Below are 17812 nucleotides of genomic sequence, written 5' to 3' on the forward strand. Positions count from 1 at the left end.
CCTTGGCGCCCGGGCAACCTCCTCCGCCGCGTTCTCCGGCACCCCCGCAGCGCTGCTGCCGCACGTCGACGCCCGCTGGACCGCTCGGACGCCCGGGGCTCGTCGCGGTACCGGCCAGGCTTCCTCCTCGGTCGGCTGGGGTGCCGCCGGTCCCGGGCGGGCCGAGCAGAGCCGTACCGCTCACGCGGCGGCAGGGCCCGATCCCCCGGCACGCCGACGATTCCGTACACCTACCCACCCCGGAGCTGCCGTGCGGACGCTAGCCGTCCTGCTCGCGGCGGGCGGTGGCGAATCGGCGCTGGTCGGCGCCGGGGCTGATGGACAGCTCCCGCGCGTAGACGCGGCGCAGGCTCTCGTAGCTCGGGAAGCCGGCCATGGATGCCGCCTGCGTGGCGGTGTGCCGCTGGTCGAGGAGTGACTTGGCGATGCCGACGCGGATCGACTCGACGTAGTGGGCGGGGATGGTGCCGAGTTCTTCCCGGAACAGCCTGGTGAGGTGGCGTGTGCTGACGTTGAGTCGTCGGCGAGGGCGGCCAGGGAGTAGTCACCGGCGGGGTCCGCCGTGACCAGGTCGACGAACCCTGCGCAGGGCGGGCGACCGGGGGCGGCGAGCCTTGCGGGGGTGCGGAGAACTGCGACCGGCCGCCCGCTCGCGCAGGTAGACCACCAGGGAGAGCGGGCCACCTCCCGGCTGATGTCGGGGCCGTGGTCGGCTTCGACGAGTGCCAGGGCAAGGTCGATGACCGCGGTGACGCCCGCCGAGGTGTACATCGTGCCGTCGCGCACATGGATGGCGCCGGGCTCGACGCGGGCCTTGGGGCGCGGGTGGCGAGTTCGCCGGCGATCTTCCAGTGCGTGGTCGCTCGTCTGCCGTCCGAAAGGCCCGTCGCGCCCAGGACGAAGGCGCCGGAGCACACGGACGCGACGCGGTCGGCACGGGCTGCCAGGTTCCCGGTCGCTTCGGTCAGGTCGCGTGTGACCGGGGTCCTGGGACAGACGTCCCCGCCAGGCACCGGGAGCGTGTCGGGGTCCGGGTGCGTGGCGGCACTGCCGTCGACGGCGATCCTCATGCCGATCGAGGAGGTGACGTCGCCACCCGTCGTCGGCAGACCCGGCCGAGGTGTTCGGGGAGGCGAACCTGTTCGGCGCCGTCGACCGGATCGCCCTGCCTCATGGGCCCACCCTGGGATGACCGGATTCGAGGGCTTCATGGCCGGACCGAGGCGGCCGCAGCTTGCGCCTCACGGCAGCGTGTCCCCGGGCGGACGATCATTCGTGTCGCTGAGGACTGAGGACTGAGGACTGAGGACTGAGGACTCGTGACGGTGATCTCGACGGCGCTCGCAGGGAGTTGCCCGGCCGGTCGGCGCTCACGGGGACAGGCCATAGTCCACAGAGGCGGACTCGTCCTGGCTACCGAGACCGCTGATGCGGGGAGCGGAGCACGAGCAAGGTGATCTCGCTGGGGGCGAAGACGCGGAACGGCGGGCCCCAGAAGCCGGTGCCGCGGCTGGTGTAGAGGAGGGTGCGGGGGCCATGGTGACTGAGGCCGGCGAGGGCGGGCTGGTCGAGGCGGACGAGGTGGTGGAAGGGCCAGATCTGGCCGCCGTGGGTATGGCCGGAGAGCTGGAGGTCGATACCGGCGGCTGCCGCCCGGTCGACGAACTTGGGCTGGTGTGCCAGGAGAAGGACGGGCAGGTCCGGGTCGGCGCCGCTCATGGCCCCGTCGAGGTGGGCGCGGTGGCCTGCCAGGCCGGAGGACTCGGCCGTGACGTCGTCGACGCCGGCGACCACGAGGGTGTCGCCTCCGCGCTCGAGCAGGAGATGGCGGTTGCGCAGCGGCTCCCAGCCCAGTTCGTCCATCAGGTCGACCCAGCCCTGGGCCTCGCTGTAGTACTCGTGGTTGCCGGTGACGTACACACGGGCCCGAGTTGCCCGCACGGTGCCGAGTGGGGCGGCCTGGGCGCGGCGGCGTTCGGCCGTGCCGTCCGCGATGTCGCCGGTGTGGCAGACCAGGTCGGCTTCCAGGGCGTTCGCCGTCTCGCACACCCGTGCCGACCAGCGGACGCGATCGAGCGGGCCGTAGTGGGTGTCGGTGATGAGGACGACACGGAGACCGTCCAACCCGGCACCCAGTCGCGGGAGCTGCACGTCCAGTCGGCGCACGCGTGGCACGCGGCGGGCCTCAGCGTACCCCCAGACGAGCAGTAGCGCGGCTGCACCGAGGACAGCCCAGGTGACGATGCGGGCCCGGTCCTGACTCTCGCCGACGTCGGCCACGGTCAGGGCGAGCCGCAGGAAGACGCCGAGCAGAACGGACCAGGTGAACAGGACCCAGCTGGTGCCCAGCAGGGTGTCACCGATGATCGCCGCCCGGTCCTGCTGGCGCCGACCGTGGCCGCGCATCATCGCGAGCGGCATGCCGACGAGGCCGAGGGCGAACAGGGCGGTGCCGGCCGGCGTGACGGACAGCGGCCAGTGCTGGCCGCCGTACAGGAGCACCCAGCAGGGCACGGTCCACAGCAGGACGGGGGCGATCAGGGGGAGGTAGCGCAGCAGGCGGTTCAGTCGGCTCTGCCGCGGTGCTCGCGCTTCACCCTCGGCGGGCCGGGTGTTGCTGGTGTCGGTCACGCTTGTCCTCCCTGACCGGGCTGCCGTCTCGCGCACTGTATCCGGTCGTCCTCGGGCCGGCCGGACTGGCGTTCATGGGGGGCGGACCCTTGGCGCGAAGGGCCCTGTGCGGGACGGCAGGACTTCACCGTAGACCCCTTCCTGGACACCTTCCTCGGCGTGAGTCGTCACCAGGGCGCTTTCTGGGGGGCGCGGTGTTCATGCCGGCCCCACATCTACGGGTTGACCAGCGGGTGCGCCTTGCGGCATCCGGCGCCGACGTTCGGCACATGATCCGCAACGCCGCCTCCTTCCGTGCGAAAAGGAGGCTGCACGGGCTGTCTGAGGTGCAGGGCACTCCGCTCGCCGTCGCGGTGGTCCCTGCGAAGGCTCAGGTCGGTTTGACGTTTAAGGCATCGATCCGCGGCATACCCGCCGTCCGTTCCAGGCGAGGACCGCGTCGGCGCCGCCCGCTCAGCCTCCGCGCTGACAAGGGTTACTTCTCCGCCGCGCACCTGGCCTGGCTCCGAGAACGCGGAACGATCCCGCACGACGCTCGCCCCGGAGTTGAAACCAGAGTGTCTGGGCCTTCCCGTCCCTCTGACCTGCGATGAGAAGCGCTCAAGACTGAGGTCGGGCAGCGGGAGACCGTCGTGGTCTCCCGCTGCTCAAGGTGATCAACCGTCGTGCTGGGCGCGATCGATCAGGTCCGGGTCACCGGTGCCTGCAGCTCTGTCACCCAGTCGTCCCGGTTCTCGGGGCACTCCAGGTTGATCTCACGCGGATATCCGGTCGACTGGTAGCCGTTGGCGTCGATCCAGCGGGCCAGGGTCTGGGCCGTAGGGAGCACGGTGTCCATCGAGCCGCGGTGCACGATGGTCGCCGCCTGGTCGAGGGACGGCAGGTCGAGGATGCGGAAGGGGCCGTCCTGGAGAGGGGCACTGACCTGGACGGCGGCGTGCACGCTGATCTTGCCGCCGCCCTCCGGGGCGTCCTCGTAGTAGGCCACACCGGGCCCCGTGGGGGTGACTCCCGCCGAGCCCAAGCGCTGGAACAGTTCGTCGTAGAGCGGCCCGATGACCGGGCCGATGTCCTCGGGCTCGTAACTCGCGGCAGTTGCGGTCAGCTCCGCCACCCTGACGGCGGGGACGGTCTTGATGACAACGTCGTTCGTGGGCATGTGACCCTCGCTCTCGATCGCTCGGAGCCTCGCCTCGACCTGGACCAGCCTTGCGCCTGCGGCGGCCATGGCGCTCTCCAGTTCAGCCCGCCGCAGCCGCAGCATGCCGCGCAGTTCCTCCGCGCTGACCTTCTCCTCCACGATGTCTCGGACCTGCTGGAGGGTGAATCCGAGGTCTTTGAGCGCGATGATCCGGTTGAGGCGGGCGAGCTGGGCGGCGCTGTAGTAGCGGTAGCCACTGGCTGGGTCGACGTGGGCCGGACGCAGCAGGCCGGTCGCGTCGTAGTGACGCAGCATCCGGACTGAGACGCGGCCGTGCCGGGCGAAGTCTCCGATGGTGAACATGATGTCTCCAAGCTGATCGCCTGACACGGTGTGAGGGTCAAGAAGCCACTCGGGTCGCACTACGCGCTGCACGGATGGGTCTGCGGCATGCGGTGGAGCAACTCATGGGGGGTCCAGGCCTGTTGGGCGGCCGTCAGTCAGCGATCAGCTGCGCGAAGCAGCGCGGCTATGCCTACCTGGGCCTCGACGAAGGACTGGTAGATGTCCGCTCCGTTTTCACCCAGCTGCCATGGGGGTGCCGCCTCCATGGACAGATGCATACGAATCGCCGCGCCGTCCTCGCTTCGATCTACGCGGTTGAAGGCCAGGACAAGCCCAGACGAGACGCCCTCTGGGGTCATCACCGAGCCACCTATTACCAGCCAGTTGTCATCGTAGGGGTCGCCGCGGACCGCGGAGAACCGATACCGCAACGGCCAGAGCTCCACACTGCCCGCCTGATCACCCAAGACCATTGCCAGAGGGTGTCACGGACCTTCTCCACGCTGCACAGGCCCTCGCAACACGTCAGCTCGACCCCAGCCTTGACCAGGAGTGCCTGAGCTCGACCGGACCGGGTGGAGGCACCCCGCAGAGTCAACCGCTGCCGCTGCCGCTGCCGCTGCCGCTGCCGCTGCCACCGAGGGGCTTGCCCGGCGGCCCCGCGGACTCGTCACCTTTGCGCCGCAGTGCCGCAGCCCCCTGCTGCCGCACCGAAGCGGCGCCGAAGCCGGACACCCCGAACGCCCGACCGCCACGAGTACGCAAGGGAGCAACACGCCAGGCTGCCGGGCCTGTCACGCCCCCGCGCCTCACATCTCCCGTGGAGGCCGGAATCGAATCGGTTCCGCGCAAGCGCTTCGACGGGATGCTACGACCGGCGGAACATGGGGTCAATGGCGTGCCGCACAGCGAAGGCGGTGCCCACGCACAGGTGAAGGACCAGCGCATCAGCGGATTCGGTGCGCGTTGACCCCTCGTCAGCCGTATTCGACGACCGCGTTCCTGCTCAGTGGCGTTGCAGGGGTGCGCCCGAGTGAGCGGAGCCCGGCCGTCGATCGGACCCCCGCGATCCGCCGCGCCGCCCCGACGGCAGCGAGCACAACCGCTCGTCCGCTCACACGCCGAACCTGCCTGAGCGGCCCGGTGGAAGGCAATCCGGGAAGATCGGCGATCGAACCGATTCCGCGCACGAGTCGGACGGAGGATGTCCGGACCCTTGACAGCCCTACGGAATCGGGAGCACCGTCTCCCCCCGAAACCTCTCTGCAATCCCACTGCAAGAACGGCACCTTCAAGCGCTGCCGCATGTGTCAGCGCTCCCAGCACGGAACCCGACTGGATCCGCCGGCACGGTAGGGAGATCGGATGGGAACGACAGGTACCACAGGGGCCGAACGCCACGTGCTGTTCGGGCGCGGTGGCGTCCAACGACTGCTCGCTGCGATACGGCGCCGCGGAAGGCCGGGAAATGGGCCGGACCAGGCATCTGTCCGCTCGTGGGAGCGCTCCCGCACCTCTCGGCCGAAAACATTCGCCCGGGCGGGGGCCGCGGCTGTGCTCGCCGTCGGCGCGATGGCCGGTGCCACGGCCACGACCGGGACGGCCCGGGCCGCCACCTCCGGACCGTGTGATCTCTACGCGGCCGGCGGAACGCCCTGTGTGGCGGCCCACAGCACGACCCGCGCGCTGTACGCCTCGTACAACGGGCCGCTGTACCAGGTCAGGCGCGCCTCGGACAACACCACCCGCGACGTCGGCGTCCTGAGTGCGGGCGGGTACGCCGACGCCGCCGCGCAGGACTCGTTCTGCTCGGGGACGACCTGCCTGATCTCGATCATCTACGACCAGTCCGGTCGCGGGAACAACCTCACCCAGGCGCCCGGCGGCGGTGCCGCGGGTGGTCCCGACAACCTCGCGAACGCGACGGCCGCGCCCACCACGGTGGGCGGTCACAAGGCCTACGGCGTCTTCGTGGCACCCGGTACGGGATACCGCAACAACCACACCAACGGCATCGCGACCGGGGACAACCCCGAGGGCATGTACGCGATCTTCGACGGCACGCACTACAACGGCGGCTGCTGCTTCGACTACGGCAATGCCGAGACGGACAGCAACGACGACGGCAACGGCACCATGGAGGCCATCTACTTCGGCAACATCAAGGTCTGGGGCTACGGTGCGGGCAACGGCCCCTGGATCATGGCCGACCTGGAGAACGGCCTGTTCTCCGGGGTGAATCAGCACTACAACGCGAACGACCCGACCATCAACTACCGGTACACGACCGCCATCGTCAAAGGCGGCCCGAACCACTGGGCGATCCGCGGTGGCAACGCGCAGTCGGGCAGCCTGTCCACGTTCTACGACGGTCCGCGCCCCAACGTCGCGGGCTACAACCCGATGCGGAAGCAGGGCGCCATCATCCTGGGTATCGGTGGTGACAACAGCAAGGGCGCCCAAGGGACCTTCTACGAGGGCGTGATGACCTCCGGCTACCCGTCGGACGCCACCGAGAACGCGGTTCAGGCCAACATCACCGCCGCCGGATACAGCAATGCGACCGGCGGGACGGGCACCGGCGCGCTGCACGCGGTGGGCGCGGGCAAGTGCCTGGACGTCCCGAATTCGTCCACCACGGCCGGCACGCAGCTGCAGATCTGGGACTGCGGCGGTGGCGCCAACCAGAGCTGGACCCGTACCTCCTCCAACCAGTTGACCGTATACAGCGGCAGCAGCCAGCTGTGCCTGGACGCGTACAACAACCAGACCACCGCCGGCACCAAGGTGGTGACCTGGCCGTGCAACGGCGGCGCCAACCAGCAGTGGCAGCTGAACTCCGACGGCACCGTCACCGGCATCCAGTCCGGACTCTGCCTCGACGTCACCGGGGCCTCCACGGCCAACGGCGCCCTGGCCGAACTGTGGACCTGCAACGGCGGTTCCAACCAGCGATGGAACCTCAGCTGAGGGGAACGGCCGCAGCCCGTGGCCGGGTTCACCGCCGGCCACGGGCCTTCACCGACCCAACGTCCATGACCGGCTCCGCTCGCCCCGCCAGGAGAGCGCAGGTCATGCAGACGGCCCCGGCGGCCCCGGCGGCCGAACAACCACTGGGCCCCACACCAGGCGCCACCGCCCCCACTGGAGGATGACGATGTCCGGAGCCAGAGCGCTCCGCGGCCTCTGGGCCGCCCCCGTAGCTCTGTTCGCCTTACTCGCCGGGAGCCTGCCCATGGCCGGGGCCGCGTTCGCCGCCGTACCGGCCGTGCGCCAGGCAGCGGCCGCCGACCTGTACGTGGCCCCGGACGCGGCTCCCGGCGGGAACGGCACCGCCGAGCAGCCGTTCGCGACGATCGACCAGGCGCGGCAGCCCGCGCACCGGCTCTCGGCCGATTCGGACGTCGTGGTCCACCTGGCCGGTGGCACCTACCGGCAGTCCAAGCCGCTGACCTTCGGCTCCGGCGACGGCGGCCAGAACGGCCACACGATCACCTACCAGGCCATGTCCGGGCAGCAACCGGTCGTGAGCGGTGCCCAGCGGATATCTGGTTGGCAGGTGCATGATCAGAACAGCAACATCTGGTCGGCCCACGTCGGCACCGGCGTGAACACGCGTCAGTTGTACCTGAACGGCAAGCAGGCACCGCGCGCGGCGATCCAGGTGCCCCGCTCCGGCTTCACCTTCACCCAGACCGGCCTGACCGTCACCGACTCCTCCCTCGACTACCTGGCCGGTCTCTCGGACCAGAGCCACATGGAAGTCGAGAGCCTCAACTCCTTCACCGACCGCTACGCGCCGGTCCAGTCGATCAGCGGCAGGACCATCACCATGCAGCAGCCCGCGTGGAACAACAACTCCTGGGGCTACGACACCATCAACGCGCCGTTCGCCGGCGGGACCATGTACCTGGAGAACAACTACGCGTTCCTCAAGCAGGCCGGGCAGTGGTACCTCGACTCGTCCACCGGCGACCTGTACTACCGCGCCCAGCCGGGGCAGAACCCGAACAGCCTCGACGTGGAACTGCCCCGGCTGCAGAGCCTGTTGGGCATCAGCGGCAGCTACGGCTCACCCGCGACCGGCCTGGGATTCACCGGCATCCGGTTCACCGGGACCTCCTGGCTCGGCCCGAGCGGACCCGACGGGTACGCGGACCAGCAGAGCGGCGCGCACATCACCGGCGCCTACGCGATGCCCGCCAACTGGCTGAGCACCTGCAAGTCGGGCTGCACACAGTTCGAGGCCACCCGGAACCACTGGGTGCAGATGCCCGCGGCCGTCCAGGTCTCCGCCGCCACCGGCATCACGTTCTCGGGTGACACGTTCTCCGAACTCGGACAGGCCGGACTGGGCGTGGGCAACGACGGTGTCGCCACGGCCTCCGGCACCGGACTCGGCGCGAACGGTGTGACCATCACCGGCAACACGTTCACCGGCATCGCGGGCAGCGGCATCCAGGTCGGGGGCATCCAGCCGGACGCGCACCACCCCGCCAACCCGCAGATGACCAACCAGAACATCACCATCAGCAACAACAAGGTCAGCGGGGTGGGCACCGACTACAAGGAGACCGCGGGAATCCTGTCCACCTACGTCTCCAACGCGACGATCACCCACAACCAGTGCGACCACCTGCCCTACGACGGGATCGACATCGGCTGGGGGTGGGGGATGAACGACCCGGGCGGCAGCCAGGACTACGCCAACCGGGGCACGTACAACTACCAGCCGGTCTACAGCACTCCCACGACGCTGAAGAACAACACCGTCTCCCACAACCTGGTCTTCGACACCAAGAACGCGATGTTCGACGGCGGCAGCATCTACAGCCTGTCCGCGGCCCCCGGCTCGGTGATCTCCGACAACTACATGTACGACAACAACCGCACCACCGCGCTGTACCTGGACGAGGGCTCCCGGTACCTGAAGGTGTCCACCAACGTGGTGCAGGACGCGGGCAACTGGGCGCTCACCAACGCCAACGCGAACAACCACACCGACGACAGCACGTTCTCCGGCAACTGGTACAACGGCGGCAACACATACGTGGCCACCGGCCCTCCGCACAACAACGTCCTCACCGGCAACGTCCTGGTCAGCGGCACCAACTGGCCTCAGGGCGCCCGAGATGTCATCCAGCAGGCGGGCGTCCAGTCCTCGGGCGGAGGCGGCTTCCCCACGGGCTTCCACCAGTTGGTGATCGGCAGCAACAGCCTGTGCCTGGACGTGTACGGCAACTCCACCAGCGCGGGCGCCGCGATCGACCAGTGGACCTGCAACGGGCAGGGCAACCAGCAGTTCGAGTTCGTGCCGGTCTCGGGCGGCTACGGGCAACTGCGCGCGCAGAGCTCCGGACAGGTCGTGGCGGTGGCGGGCGGCTCCACCACCGCCGGTACGCCGAACATCGTTCAGCAGGCCGCGGGTGGAGCGTCCAGCGCTCTGTGGCTGCCGGTACAGCAGTCCGACGGCTCGTATTCCTTCAAGAACCAGAACAGCGGCCTCTGCCTGGACGTCCACGGCGGCGGCAGCAACCTGGGCCAGCAACTGGACCAGTGGCAGTGCAAGAACGCACCCGGCACCAACCAGGACTTCACCCCCCGCTGACCTGCTCGCGCCTCCGGAGCGCCTGCACGGACCGGCGGTTCGTTCACCCCCCACCCACTGTCCCGCACCCAGTGAGGATCGCTGATGAAGAAGTACTGGGCACCTTTGGCCGCGGCCCTGGCGGCCACCCTCGGAATGGGCGCCGCATGGCCTGCCGCGGCAACCGCCGCCGAGGCGCCGACCTCCGTCACGCGGGCCGCCGCGCCCACACCCCTGCGGCTGATGCCGTTGGGCGACTCGATCACCTGGGGCGTCGGCAGCCCCTCCGGGAACAGCTACCGGAGCTTTCTGGCGAACAAGCTGACGGCCGCGGGGCACACCCTGGACTTCGTCGGCTCGGGGCGCAACGGCACCATGTCCGACCCGGACAACGAAGGCCACTCCGGCTGGCGGATCGACCAGATCGCCGGCATCGCGGACTCCGTGCTGGCCCGCTACCGCCCCAACGTGGTCACCCTGGAGATCGGCACCAACGACCTCAACGGCAACTACCAGATCCCGACCGCGGCCGACCGGCTCCACGCGCTCATCGACCAGATCACCAGGGCCGCACCCGACGCGACCGTGCTCGTCGGCACCGTGATCATCTCCACCAGCGGCACCGAGGAGGCCAACCGGCCCGCGTTCAACGCCAAGTTGCCCGGGATCGTCCAGGCCGAGCAGGCTGCCGGCAAGCACGTACGTCTCGTGGACATGAGCGCCCTGACCGCCGCGGACCTGTCCGACGCCCTGCACCCCAACGACAGCGGCTTCGGCAAGATGGCGGACGCCTTCAACGCGGGGATCCAGGCCGCGGACGCGGCAGGCTGGATCAAGCCGCCGGATTCCGCGGCCGGGCAGGTGCGCTCCGGGATCGCGGGGAAGTGCCTGGGGGTCAACGGCGGCAACAGCGCCAACGGGACCGCCGCGGAGATCCGGTCCTGTGACGGCTCCGCCGCGCAAACATGGTCCGCGCGCTCCGACGGCACCCTGAGGGCGCTCGGGAAGTGCCTGGACGCCACCGGTCGTGGTACGGCCAACGGCACCAAGATCGAGATCTGGGACTGCAACGGCGGCACCAACCAGCAATGGCAGACGTACAACGGCGGCTACCGCAACCCGGTCTCCGGCCGTTGCCTCGACGACCCCAACGCGTCCACCACCGACGGTACGCAACTGGTCCTGTGGGACTGCAACGGCGGAGCCCACCAGCAGTGGACCGCTCTGCCCGTGTCCTGACCCACCTCGTGACCCCACTCTCACGCACCCGCACAAGGAGGTTGATCCTTCATGTCCTGGCTCAACGACGAGCCTCTGCTCCGCAGGGCCCTGGTCTCGGCCACCGGCCTTCTGGCCGGCACGGCACTGGCCCTGACCGGACCGGCGAGCCTCACCGCGCACGCGGCTTCCGGCACGCTGGGCGCGGCGGCGGCAGACAGCGGCCGCTATTTCGGTACGGCCGTGGCTGCCGGAAAACTCGGCAACTCGACGTACTCCACGATTCTCGACCGGGAATTCAACATGATCACCCCGGAGAACGAGATGAAGTGGGACACCACCGAACCGTCCCGCGGCAACTTCAACTTCGGCCCGGCCGACCAGATCGTCAGCCATGCCACCGCGCACGGGCAGCGGATGCGCGGCCACACCCTGGTGTGGCACTCGCAGCTGCCCGGCTGGGTCGGCTCCATCGGTGACGCAGGCACCCTGCGCAGCGTGATGAACAACCACATCACCACCGAGATGAACCATTTCAAGGGCAAGATCTACGCCTGGGACGTGGTCAACGAGGCGTTCGCCGACGGCGGCAGCGGCCAGCACCGCAGCTCGGTCTTCCAGAACGTGCTCGGCAACGGCTTCATCGAGGAGGCCTTCCGCACCGCCCGGGCCGCCGACCCCTCGGCCAAGCTCTGCTACAACGACTACAACATCGAGAACTGGACCGACGCCAAGACGCAGGGCGTCTACAACATGGTCCGGGACTTCAAGGCGCGCGGTGTGCCCATCGACTGCGTCGGCCTCCAGAGCCACTTCGGCGCAGGCGGCCCGCCGTCGAGCTTCCAGACCACCCTGTCCAACTTCGCCGCCCTCGGCGTCGACGTCCAGATCACCGAACTCGACATCGCCCAGGCCTCGGCGACCGCGTACGGGAACACGGTCCGGGCGTGCATGAACGTCGCCCGCTGCACCGGCATCACGGTGTGGGGGATCAGGGACAGCGACTCGTGGCGGACGGGGGAGAACCCGCTGCTGTTCGACAACAACGGCAACAAGAAGCCTGCCTACGACGCGGCCCTTTCCGCGCTCGGCGGAGGTACGGGGAATCCAGGCGGAGGCATCGTCTCGGGCCAGGTGTACTCGTTGACCGACGTGGCCGCGGGCCGGGTGCTGGACGTGCCGTCCGGACAGACGGCGAACGGCACGCCCGTGCAAGTCTGGGACGCCAACGGCAGTGCCGCGAACCAGCAGTGGCGGGCGAGTCAGAACGGCGACGGCTCCTACACGCTGACGAACATCGCCAGCGGGCGGGTCCTGGACGAACCCGGCGGCCAGACGGGCAACGGCACCCGGATGACGATCTGGGACGCCAACGGCGGTGCGAACCAGCACTGGCGGGCGAGCGTCAACGGCGACGGTTCGTACACCCTGATCAACGTCGCCTCGGGCCGGGCGCTGGAGATCCCCAGCGGGCAGACCGGCAACGGGGCCCCGGTCCAGATCTGGGACTCCAACGGCGGCGCCAACCAGCACTGGAACTTCAGGTGAGGTGACCCGGAACGAACACCCCGCGTCCGGTACGGCGGCCGTCGCCGGACGCGGCTTCCGGCATGCCCTCACAACGGTCTGACCAGGGGCGATACATGGGATGGATCAGAATTCGATGGGGAGTGCCGAGCGTATTGACTCGTTCGGGGACCTGTGGAATCACTAGGACATGGGATGTCTGAGTGGTTCCTGTGGGTGCTCTCGACTGCCCTCGCCACCATCCCGTTCGGCCAAGCACCTCGTCACCTTCCCCCACATCCCCGAGGAACAGAATGCGGCCTTCATCCTTTTCCCGTCGGAGTCCTACGGCTCGCAGACCACGCTTACTCGCGTTCGTCGCCGTAGGTGTGATGGCGCTGCTGGCCATGGTGTCGGCGACCGCGCAGACGTGGTCGGCGCCGGCACCCGATCCGGCATCGACGCCGGCGCCCTTGGTGAGTTCGGCGTCCGGGCGGTGTCTGGACGTCAAGGGCAATGTCGACACGCCGGGGACGGCGCTGGACATCCAGGACTGCGACAACCAGGCGAACCAGGCGTTCGAGTTCACCTCGGCGGGCGAGCTGCGGACGATGAGCGGCACCCGCTGTGTGGACGCCTACGACAACCGGACCGCGCCGGGAACCCCGGTAATCATCTGGTCGTGCAACGGGCAGCCGAACCAGGCGTGGCGACAGAACTCCGACGGGTCCGTCACCGGCGTCCAGTCCGGCCTGTGCCTGGACGTCAACGGGGCGGGCACGGCCAACGGCACCGCGGTCATCCTGTGGACCTGCAACGGCCAGAGCAACCAGAAGTGGACCACGTCGACACCTCCGCCCGCCCCCGGCGGGTCGGGCCCGTGCGACCTCTACTCCGCGGGCGGCACGCCGTGCGTGGCCGCGCACAGCACCGTGCGGGCGCTCTACGGGTCGTACGGCGGCAGCCTGTACCAGGTCAGGCGTGCATCGGACAACGCGACCAGGAACATCGGTGTGCGGGCGGCCGGCGGCTTCGCCGACGCGGCGGCGCAGGACTCGTTCTGCGGGGGCACCTCCTGTGTGATCACGGTCGTCTACGACCAGTCCGGACGCGGCAACGACCTCTGGTACCAGGGATCGGCCCAGGTTCCGGGATCGAGTCAGAGCAGCCCCGCGAAGGCGACCTCGGAGTCACTGACCGCCGGGGGCACCAAGGCGTACTCGCTGTACATCAATCCCGGCAACAGCTACTGGCGGGACGGTCACCTGACCGGCGTGCCGACCGGTGCCGCACCCGAAGGGGCGTACATGGTCACCAGCGGCACCCACGTCAACAGCGGCTGCTGCTTCGACTACGGCAACAGCGAGACGACCCGGAAGGCCGACGCGGCCGGGGCGATGGACGCGATCAACTTCGGCACCCAGTGCTGGTTCGGCGGCTGCTCGGGAAGCGGTCCCTGGGTCCAGGCCGACCTGGAATGGGGCCTGTACTCCGGGGGCAGCCAGTCCTGGAACGGCAACCAGCGAGCCTTCCCCGTCAAGTTCGTCACCGCGATGCTGAAGAACAACGGGACGTCGAGGTTCGCCCTCAAGGGCGGCAACGCGCAGTCCGGCAGCCTGACCACCCTGTGGGACGGCGGACTTCCCGGCGGATACAGCCCGATGAAGAAGCAGGGCGCCATCGTCCTCGGCAGCGGCGGTGACTGCTGCAAGCCCGGTGGCGGCGCCAACCTGAGCGCCGGCACCTTCTACGAGGGGGCCATCGTCGCCGGCTACCCCTCCGACGCGACCGACAACGCGGTGCAGGCCAACATCACCGCGGCCGGATACCGCTGAGTCCTTCTGTCCCACGGCGTGTTCCGCCGCAACCCGGCCCAGGAGTCAATGACATGCACATGATTACCCGGACGTTGGCGTTCGCCTTCTCCGTCGCGCTGTTCTGTGTGGGCGTTCCCCTCGTCTCCCTCGGTACGGCGCAGCCGGCCGCCGCGCTGGGCAACGGGCTGGCACTGACCCCGCAGATGGGCTTCAACGACTGGAACGCGTACGGCTGCAACGTCTCCGAGTCACTGATCAAGTCCACCGCGCAGGCGATGCACACCAACGGCATGCAGGCAGCGGGCTACTCCTACGTCAACATCGACGACTGCTGGATGACCCACAACCGCGATTCCGGCGGCCGTCTGGTGCCGGACCCGGCCAAGTTCCCCGACGGCATCAAGGGCACCGCCGACTACGTGCACTCGCTGGGGCTGAAGCTGGGGATCTACGAGGACGCGGGCACCGCCACCTGTGCCGGGTATCCGGGCAGCCTGGGGCACGAGAGCACGGACGCCCAGTCGTTCGCGTCATGGGGCGTGGACTACCTGAAGTACGACAACTGCAACAACAACGGGGTGTCCGCGCAGAGCCGGTACACCGCGATGCGGGACGCGCTGGCGGCCACGGGCAGGCCGATCCTGTACAGCCTGTGCAACTGGGGCCAGGACAACGTGTGGACCTGGGGCGCGGGCGTGGGCAACAGCTGGCGCACCACCGGGGACATCAGCGCCAACTTCGCCAGCATGCTGACCATCTTCCACAGCAACGTGGGACTCGCCTCCTACGCGGGCCCCGGCCACTGGAACGACCCGGACATGCTGGAGGTCGGCAACGGCTCGATGACGGCCACCGAGAGCCGCAGCGAGTTCAGCCTGTGGGCCGAGATGGCCGCACCGCTGATCGCGGGCACCAACATCCCCTCGGCCAGTGCGGAGACCCTGTCCACACTGACCAACTCCCGGGTGATCGCGGTCGACCAGGACCCCCTCGGCAAGCAGGGCACCATGGTCTCCTCCTCGGGCGGCCGGGACGTGCTGGCCAAGCCGCTGGCGAACGGGGACGTGTCGGTGGCGCTGTTCAACGAGACGGGCTCGACGGCGACCATCTCCACGACCGCGGCAGCGATCGGCAAGACCGGAGCGTCCGCCTACACCCTGACCGACCTGTGGTCGGGGGCGTCCTCCACCACCTCGGGCACGATCAGCGCCTCGGTTCCGGCGCACGGCACCGTGATGTACCGGGTCGCGGGCGGCACCAGTGGCGGTGGCACCAGCGTGACCGGCGCGGTGCACGCGGTGGGATCCGGCAAGTGCCTGGACGTACCCAACGCGACCACGACCGCCGGGACCCAGGTGGAGATCTGGAGCTGCAACGGTGGCGCCAACCAGACATGGACGCACTCCGCGTCCAACCAGTTCACCGTCTACTCCGGCAGCGACCAGATGTGCCTGGACGCCTACAACAACCAGACCACTCCGGGCACGAAGGTGGAGATCTGGTCGTGCAACGGCCAGAGCAATCAGCAGTGGACGCTGAATGCGAACGGCACGATCACCGGTGTCCAGTCGGGTCTGTGCCTGGACGTCGCCGGAGGGGCCACCGCCGACGGAACCCTCGCCGAACTGCGGACTTGCAACGGCGGATCCACCCAGCAGTGGTCACTGAACTGACCCCGTGACACCTGACGCAGGAGGACCGAATGAGGACGAGAGCGACACCGGGCCGTCTCATACTGGCCGTCGGCATCGTCTTGGCGTTCGTGCTGCAGCTGTCGGCGACGGCCGAGAGCCGGGCCGTCTCGGGCGAGGCGCTGAGCGTGAACCTGGCCTCGACGCGGGGCCCGTCGACCGGTGTGGGTGAGGGGTTCCTCTACGGTTTCACGCAGGACGGCAGTCAGCCGGCCGACCAGTTCATCAAGCCGCTGGGGATCAACGCGTTCCGCGGCGGCGGATGGTTCTCCGGCGGCTGGATCAGGGACAACTACCAGTACGGATCGGCCACTCGGGCCGACCTCGACTCGATCGTCGCGCAGGCGAAACGCCTCACCCAGCCGCCGTACCACGCGCAGTACCAGGTACTGGTCAGCGACATCTACGGCGCCAACGGCGGCCAGCCGTCCAACACGAGGTACCCGTGCGACAACGGCGACTGCTCCAACTGGATCAGCTTCATCGACTCCACGGTGGGAGCACTGCAGGCATCGGGACTGAAGTTCGCCTACGACATCTGGAACGAGCCGGACATCTCCGCCTTCTGGACCCGGGGTGTGAACAGCGCCCAGTACTTCCAGATGTGGGACACCGCCTACCGGGAGATCCGGCGCCTCGCCCCCTCGGCGCAGATCGTGGGACCGTCGCTCGCCTTCACCCCGCAGAGCAACCCGGGTGAATGGCGGACCTGGCTCGCGCACGTGAAGGCGGCCGGGACGGTACCCGACATGATCACCAACCATGACGAAGGGGATGTCGACGACCCGGTCACCGTCTCCCAGTCCCTCAACAGTGCCCTGACGACGGCGGGCATCGGCCCGCTGCCGCTGTCCGCGAACGAGTACCAGCCCGCCGACCGGCAGACCGCCGGGGTGACGGCCTGGTACCTGGCGCGGTTCGCGCAGTCCGGATACACCAACGCGATGCGCGGCAACTGGGTCTGCTGCGTCACCCCCAACCTGACGGGAGTCCTCACCCAGAGCGGCGGCAGCTGGCAGCCGACCGGCAACTGGTGGGCGCTGCGCGACTACGCCGACATGACCGGCACCCTCGTCGACACCTCCGGCCAGGTCGGCTCGACCGCGATCTCGGCCTCCGAGGACCCCGCCAACAAGCGCGCGGTGGCGATCATCGGCGACGCGAACGGCAACTCCGGCACCGCGTCGGTCACTTTCAACGGACTGTCGTCCGTACCCTGGCTGACCAACGCCGGCAGCGTGCACGTCACCGTGCACCGCATCCCGGACCAGGCACCGCTCGCCGCGCCGCAGACCGTCTACGACCAGAACCTGAGCGCCTCGGGCGGCTCGATCACCGTGCCCTTGACATTCCAGGCCTCGCACGACGCGTTCGCCGTCTATCTCACCCCGGCCTCCTCCGGCGGCGAGAGCTTCCCGGCCGGCTACCACCAACTCGTCGTCGCCAACAACAACTTGTGCCTCGACGTGTACGGCGCTTCAAGCAGTGCGGGCGCCGCGATCGACCAGTGGACCTGCAACGGGCAGAGCAACCAGCAGTTCCAGTTCGTGCCGGCCTCGGGCGGCTACGGCGAACTGCGCGCCCAGAACTCCGGCCAGGATGTGGCGGTCGCCGGCAGTTCCACGACGGCAGGCACCCCGGACATCGTCCAACAGCCCCCCGGCACAGCGGCCAACGGCCTCTGGCTGCCCGTCCGCCAGTCCGACGGCTCCTACGCCTTCCAGAACCGCAACAGCGGTCTGTGCCTGGACGTCTACGGCGCCGGCAGCACCGCGGGCCAGCAACTCGACCAGTGGCAGTGCAAGAACGCACCCGGCACCAACCAGGACTTCTTCGTCCGCTGAACCGTCCGCCGACCGCACCGGCCGTGGACACC

The 17812-nt window shown here is 69.1% G+C and carries 11 protein-coding genes and 2 pseudogenes; 8 read left to right on the forward strand and 5 right to left on the reverse strand.

What is annotated here, in order from left to right; all coding sequences use genetic code 11:
- Nucleotides 1–259: 259 nt before the first annotated feature.
- The 3 genes and pseudogenes from H293_RS60340 to H293_RS0129975 form a co-directional block, all read right to left on the reverse strand.
- Nucleotides 260–487 (reverse strand): helix-turn-helix domain-containing protein, encoded by a 228-nt coding sequence (locus tag H293_RS60340; RefSeq protein WP_310591934.1) that lies wholly within the window; start codon nt 485–487, stop codon nt 260–262.
- Between the two features lie 403 nt (nt 488–890).
- Nucleotides 891–1211, reverse strand: a pseudogene (locus H293_RS61470) (DJ-1/PfpI family protein); the annotation flags it as partial.
- A 202-nt stretch (nt 1212–1413) separates the two neighbouring features.
- Nucleotides 1414–2631, reverse strand: coding sequence for a metallophosphoesterase (locus H293_RS0129975; RefSeq protein ID WP_020121516.1), 1218 nt, complete (start codon nt 2629–2631; stop codon nt 1414–1416).
- Between the two features lie 269 nt (nt 2632–2900).
- Here H293_RS0129975 and H293_RS61715 point away from each other — a divergent pair, with 269 nt between their 5' ends.
- Nucleotides 2901–3224 (forward strand): transposase, encoded by a 324-nt coding sequence (locus tag H293_RS61715; protein ID WP_158694449.1) that lies wholly within the window; start codon nt 2901–2903, stop codon nt 3222–3224.
- An 89-nt stretch (nt 3225–3313) separates the two neighbouring features.
- Here the strand turns inward: H293_RS61715 and H293_RS0129980 are convergent, their stop codons facing one another.
- Nucleotides 3314–4135 (reverse strand): MerR family transcriptional regulator, encoded by an 822-nt coding sequence (locus tag H293_RS0129980; protein WP_020121517.1) that lies wholly within the window; start codon nt 4133–4135, stop codon nt 3314–3316.
- A 137-nt stretch (nt 4136–4272) separates the two neighbouring features.
- Nucleotides 4273–4590, reverse strand: a complete 318-nt coding sequence (locus tag H293_RS0129985) for a WapI family immunity protein (RefSeq protein ID WP_020121518.1) — start codon at nt 4588–4590, stop codon at nt 4273–4275.
- Nucleotides 4591–5689: 1099 nt separating this feature from the next.
- Between H293_RS0129985 and H293_RS0129990 the strand changes: the two genes are divergently transcribed.
- From H293_RS0129990 to H293_RS0130020, 7 genes and pseudogenes are all read left to right on the forward strand, one after another.
- Entirely contained in the window at nt 5690–7087 is a 1398-nt protein-coding gene (locus tag H293_RS0129990; protein WP_033415798.1) for an arabinofuranosidase catalytic domain-containing protein, read from the forward strand.
- A gap of 187 nt (nt 7088–7274) precedes the next feature.
- Nucleotides 7275–9725: an RICIN domain-containing protein gene (locus H293_RS0129995; protein ID WP_259294551.1), complete on the forward strand. Its 2451-nt coding sequence runs from the start codon at nt 7275–7277 to the stop codon at nt 9723–9725.
- An 84-nt stretch (nt 9726–9809) separates the two neighbouring features.
- Nucleotides 9810–10943, forward strand: a complete 1134-nt coding sequence (locus tag H293_RS0130000) for an SGNH/GDSL hydrolase family protein (RefSeq protein ID WP_020121521.1) — start codon at nt 9810–9812, stop codon at nt 10941–10943.
- A gap of 51 nt (nt 10944–10994) precedes the next feature.
- A pseudogene (locus H293_RS0130005) lies at nt 10995–12467 on the forward strand (glycoside hydrolase family 10 protein); the annotation flags it as partial.
- Nucleotides 12468–12820: 353 nt separating this feature from the next.
- Entirely contained in the window at nt 12821–14263 is a 1443-nt protein-coding gene (locus tag H293_RS0130010; RefSeq protein WP_020121523.1) for an arabinofuranosidase catalytic domain-containing protein, read from the forward strand.
- A 53-nt stretch (nt 14264–14316) separates the two neighbouring features.
- The gene (locus tag H293_RS0130015) at nt 14317–15918 is read left to right on the forward strand and encodes a glycoside hydrolase family 27 protein (protein ID WP_020121524.1); all 1602 of its coding nucleotides are present in this window, start codon (nt 14317–14319) and stop codon (nt 15916–15918) included.
- Nucleotides 15919–15947: 29 nt separating this feature from the next.
- Nucleotides 15948–17780 (forward strand): RICIN domain-containing protein, encoded by a 1833-nt coding sequence (locus tag H293_RS0130020; RefSeq protein ID WP_020121525.1) that lies wholly within the window; start codon nt 15948–15950, stop codon nt 17778–17780.
- The last annotated feature ends 32 nt before the right edge of the window (nt 17781–17812 follow it).

Origin of the sequence: Streptomyces canus 299MFChir4.1 (genome assembly GCF_000383615.1) — a bacterium.
In the GTDB taxonomy this organism is placed as follows: Bacteria; Actinomycetota; Actinomycetes; order Streptomycetales; family Streptomycetaceae; genus Streptomyces; species Streptomyces canus_C.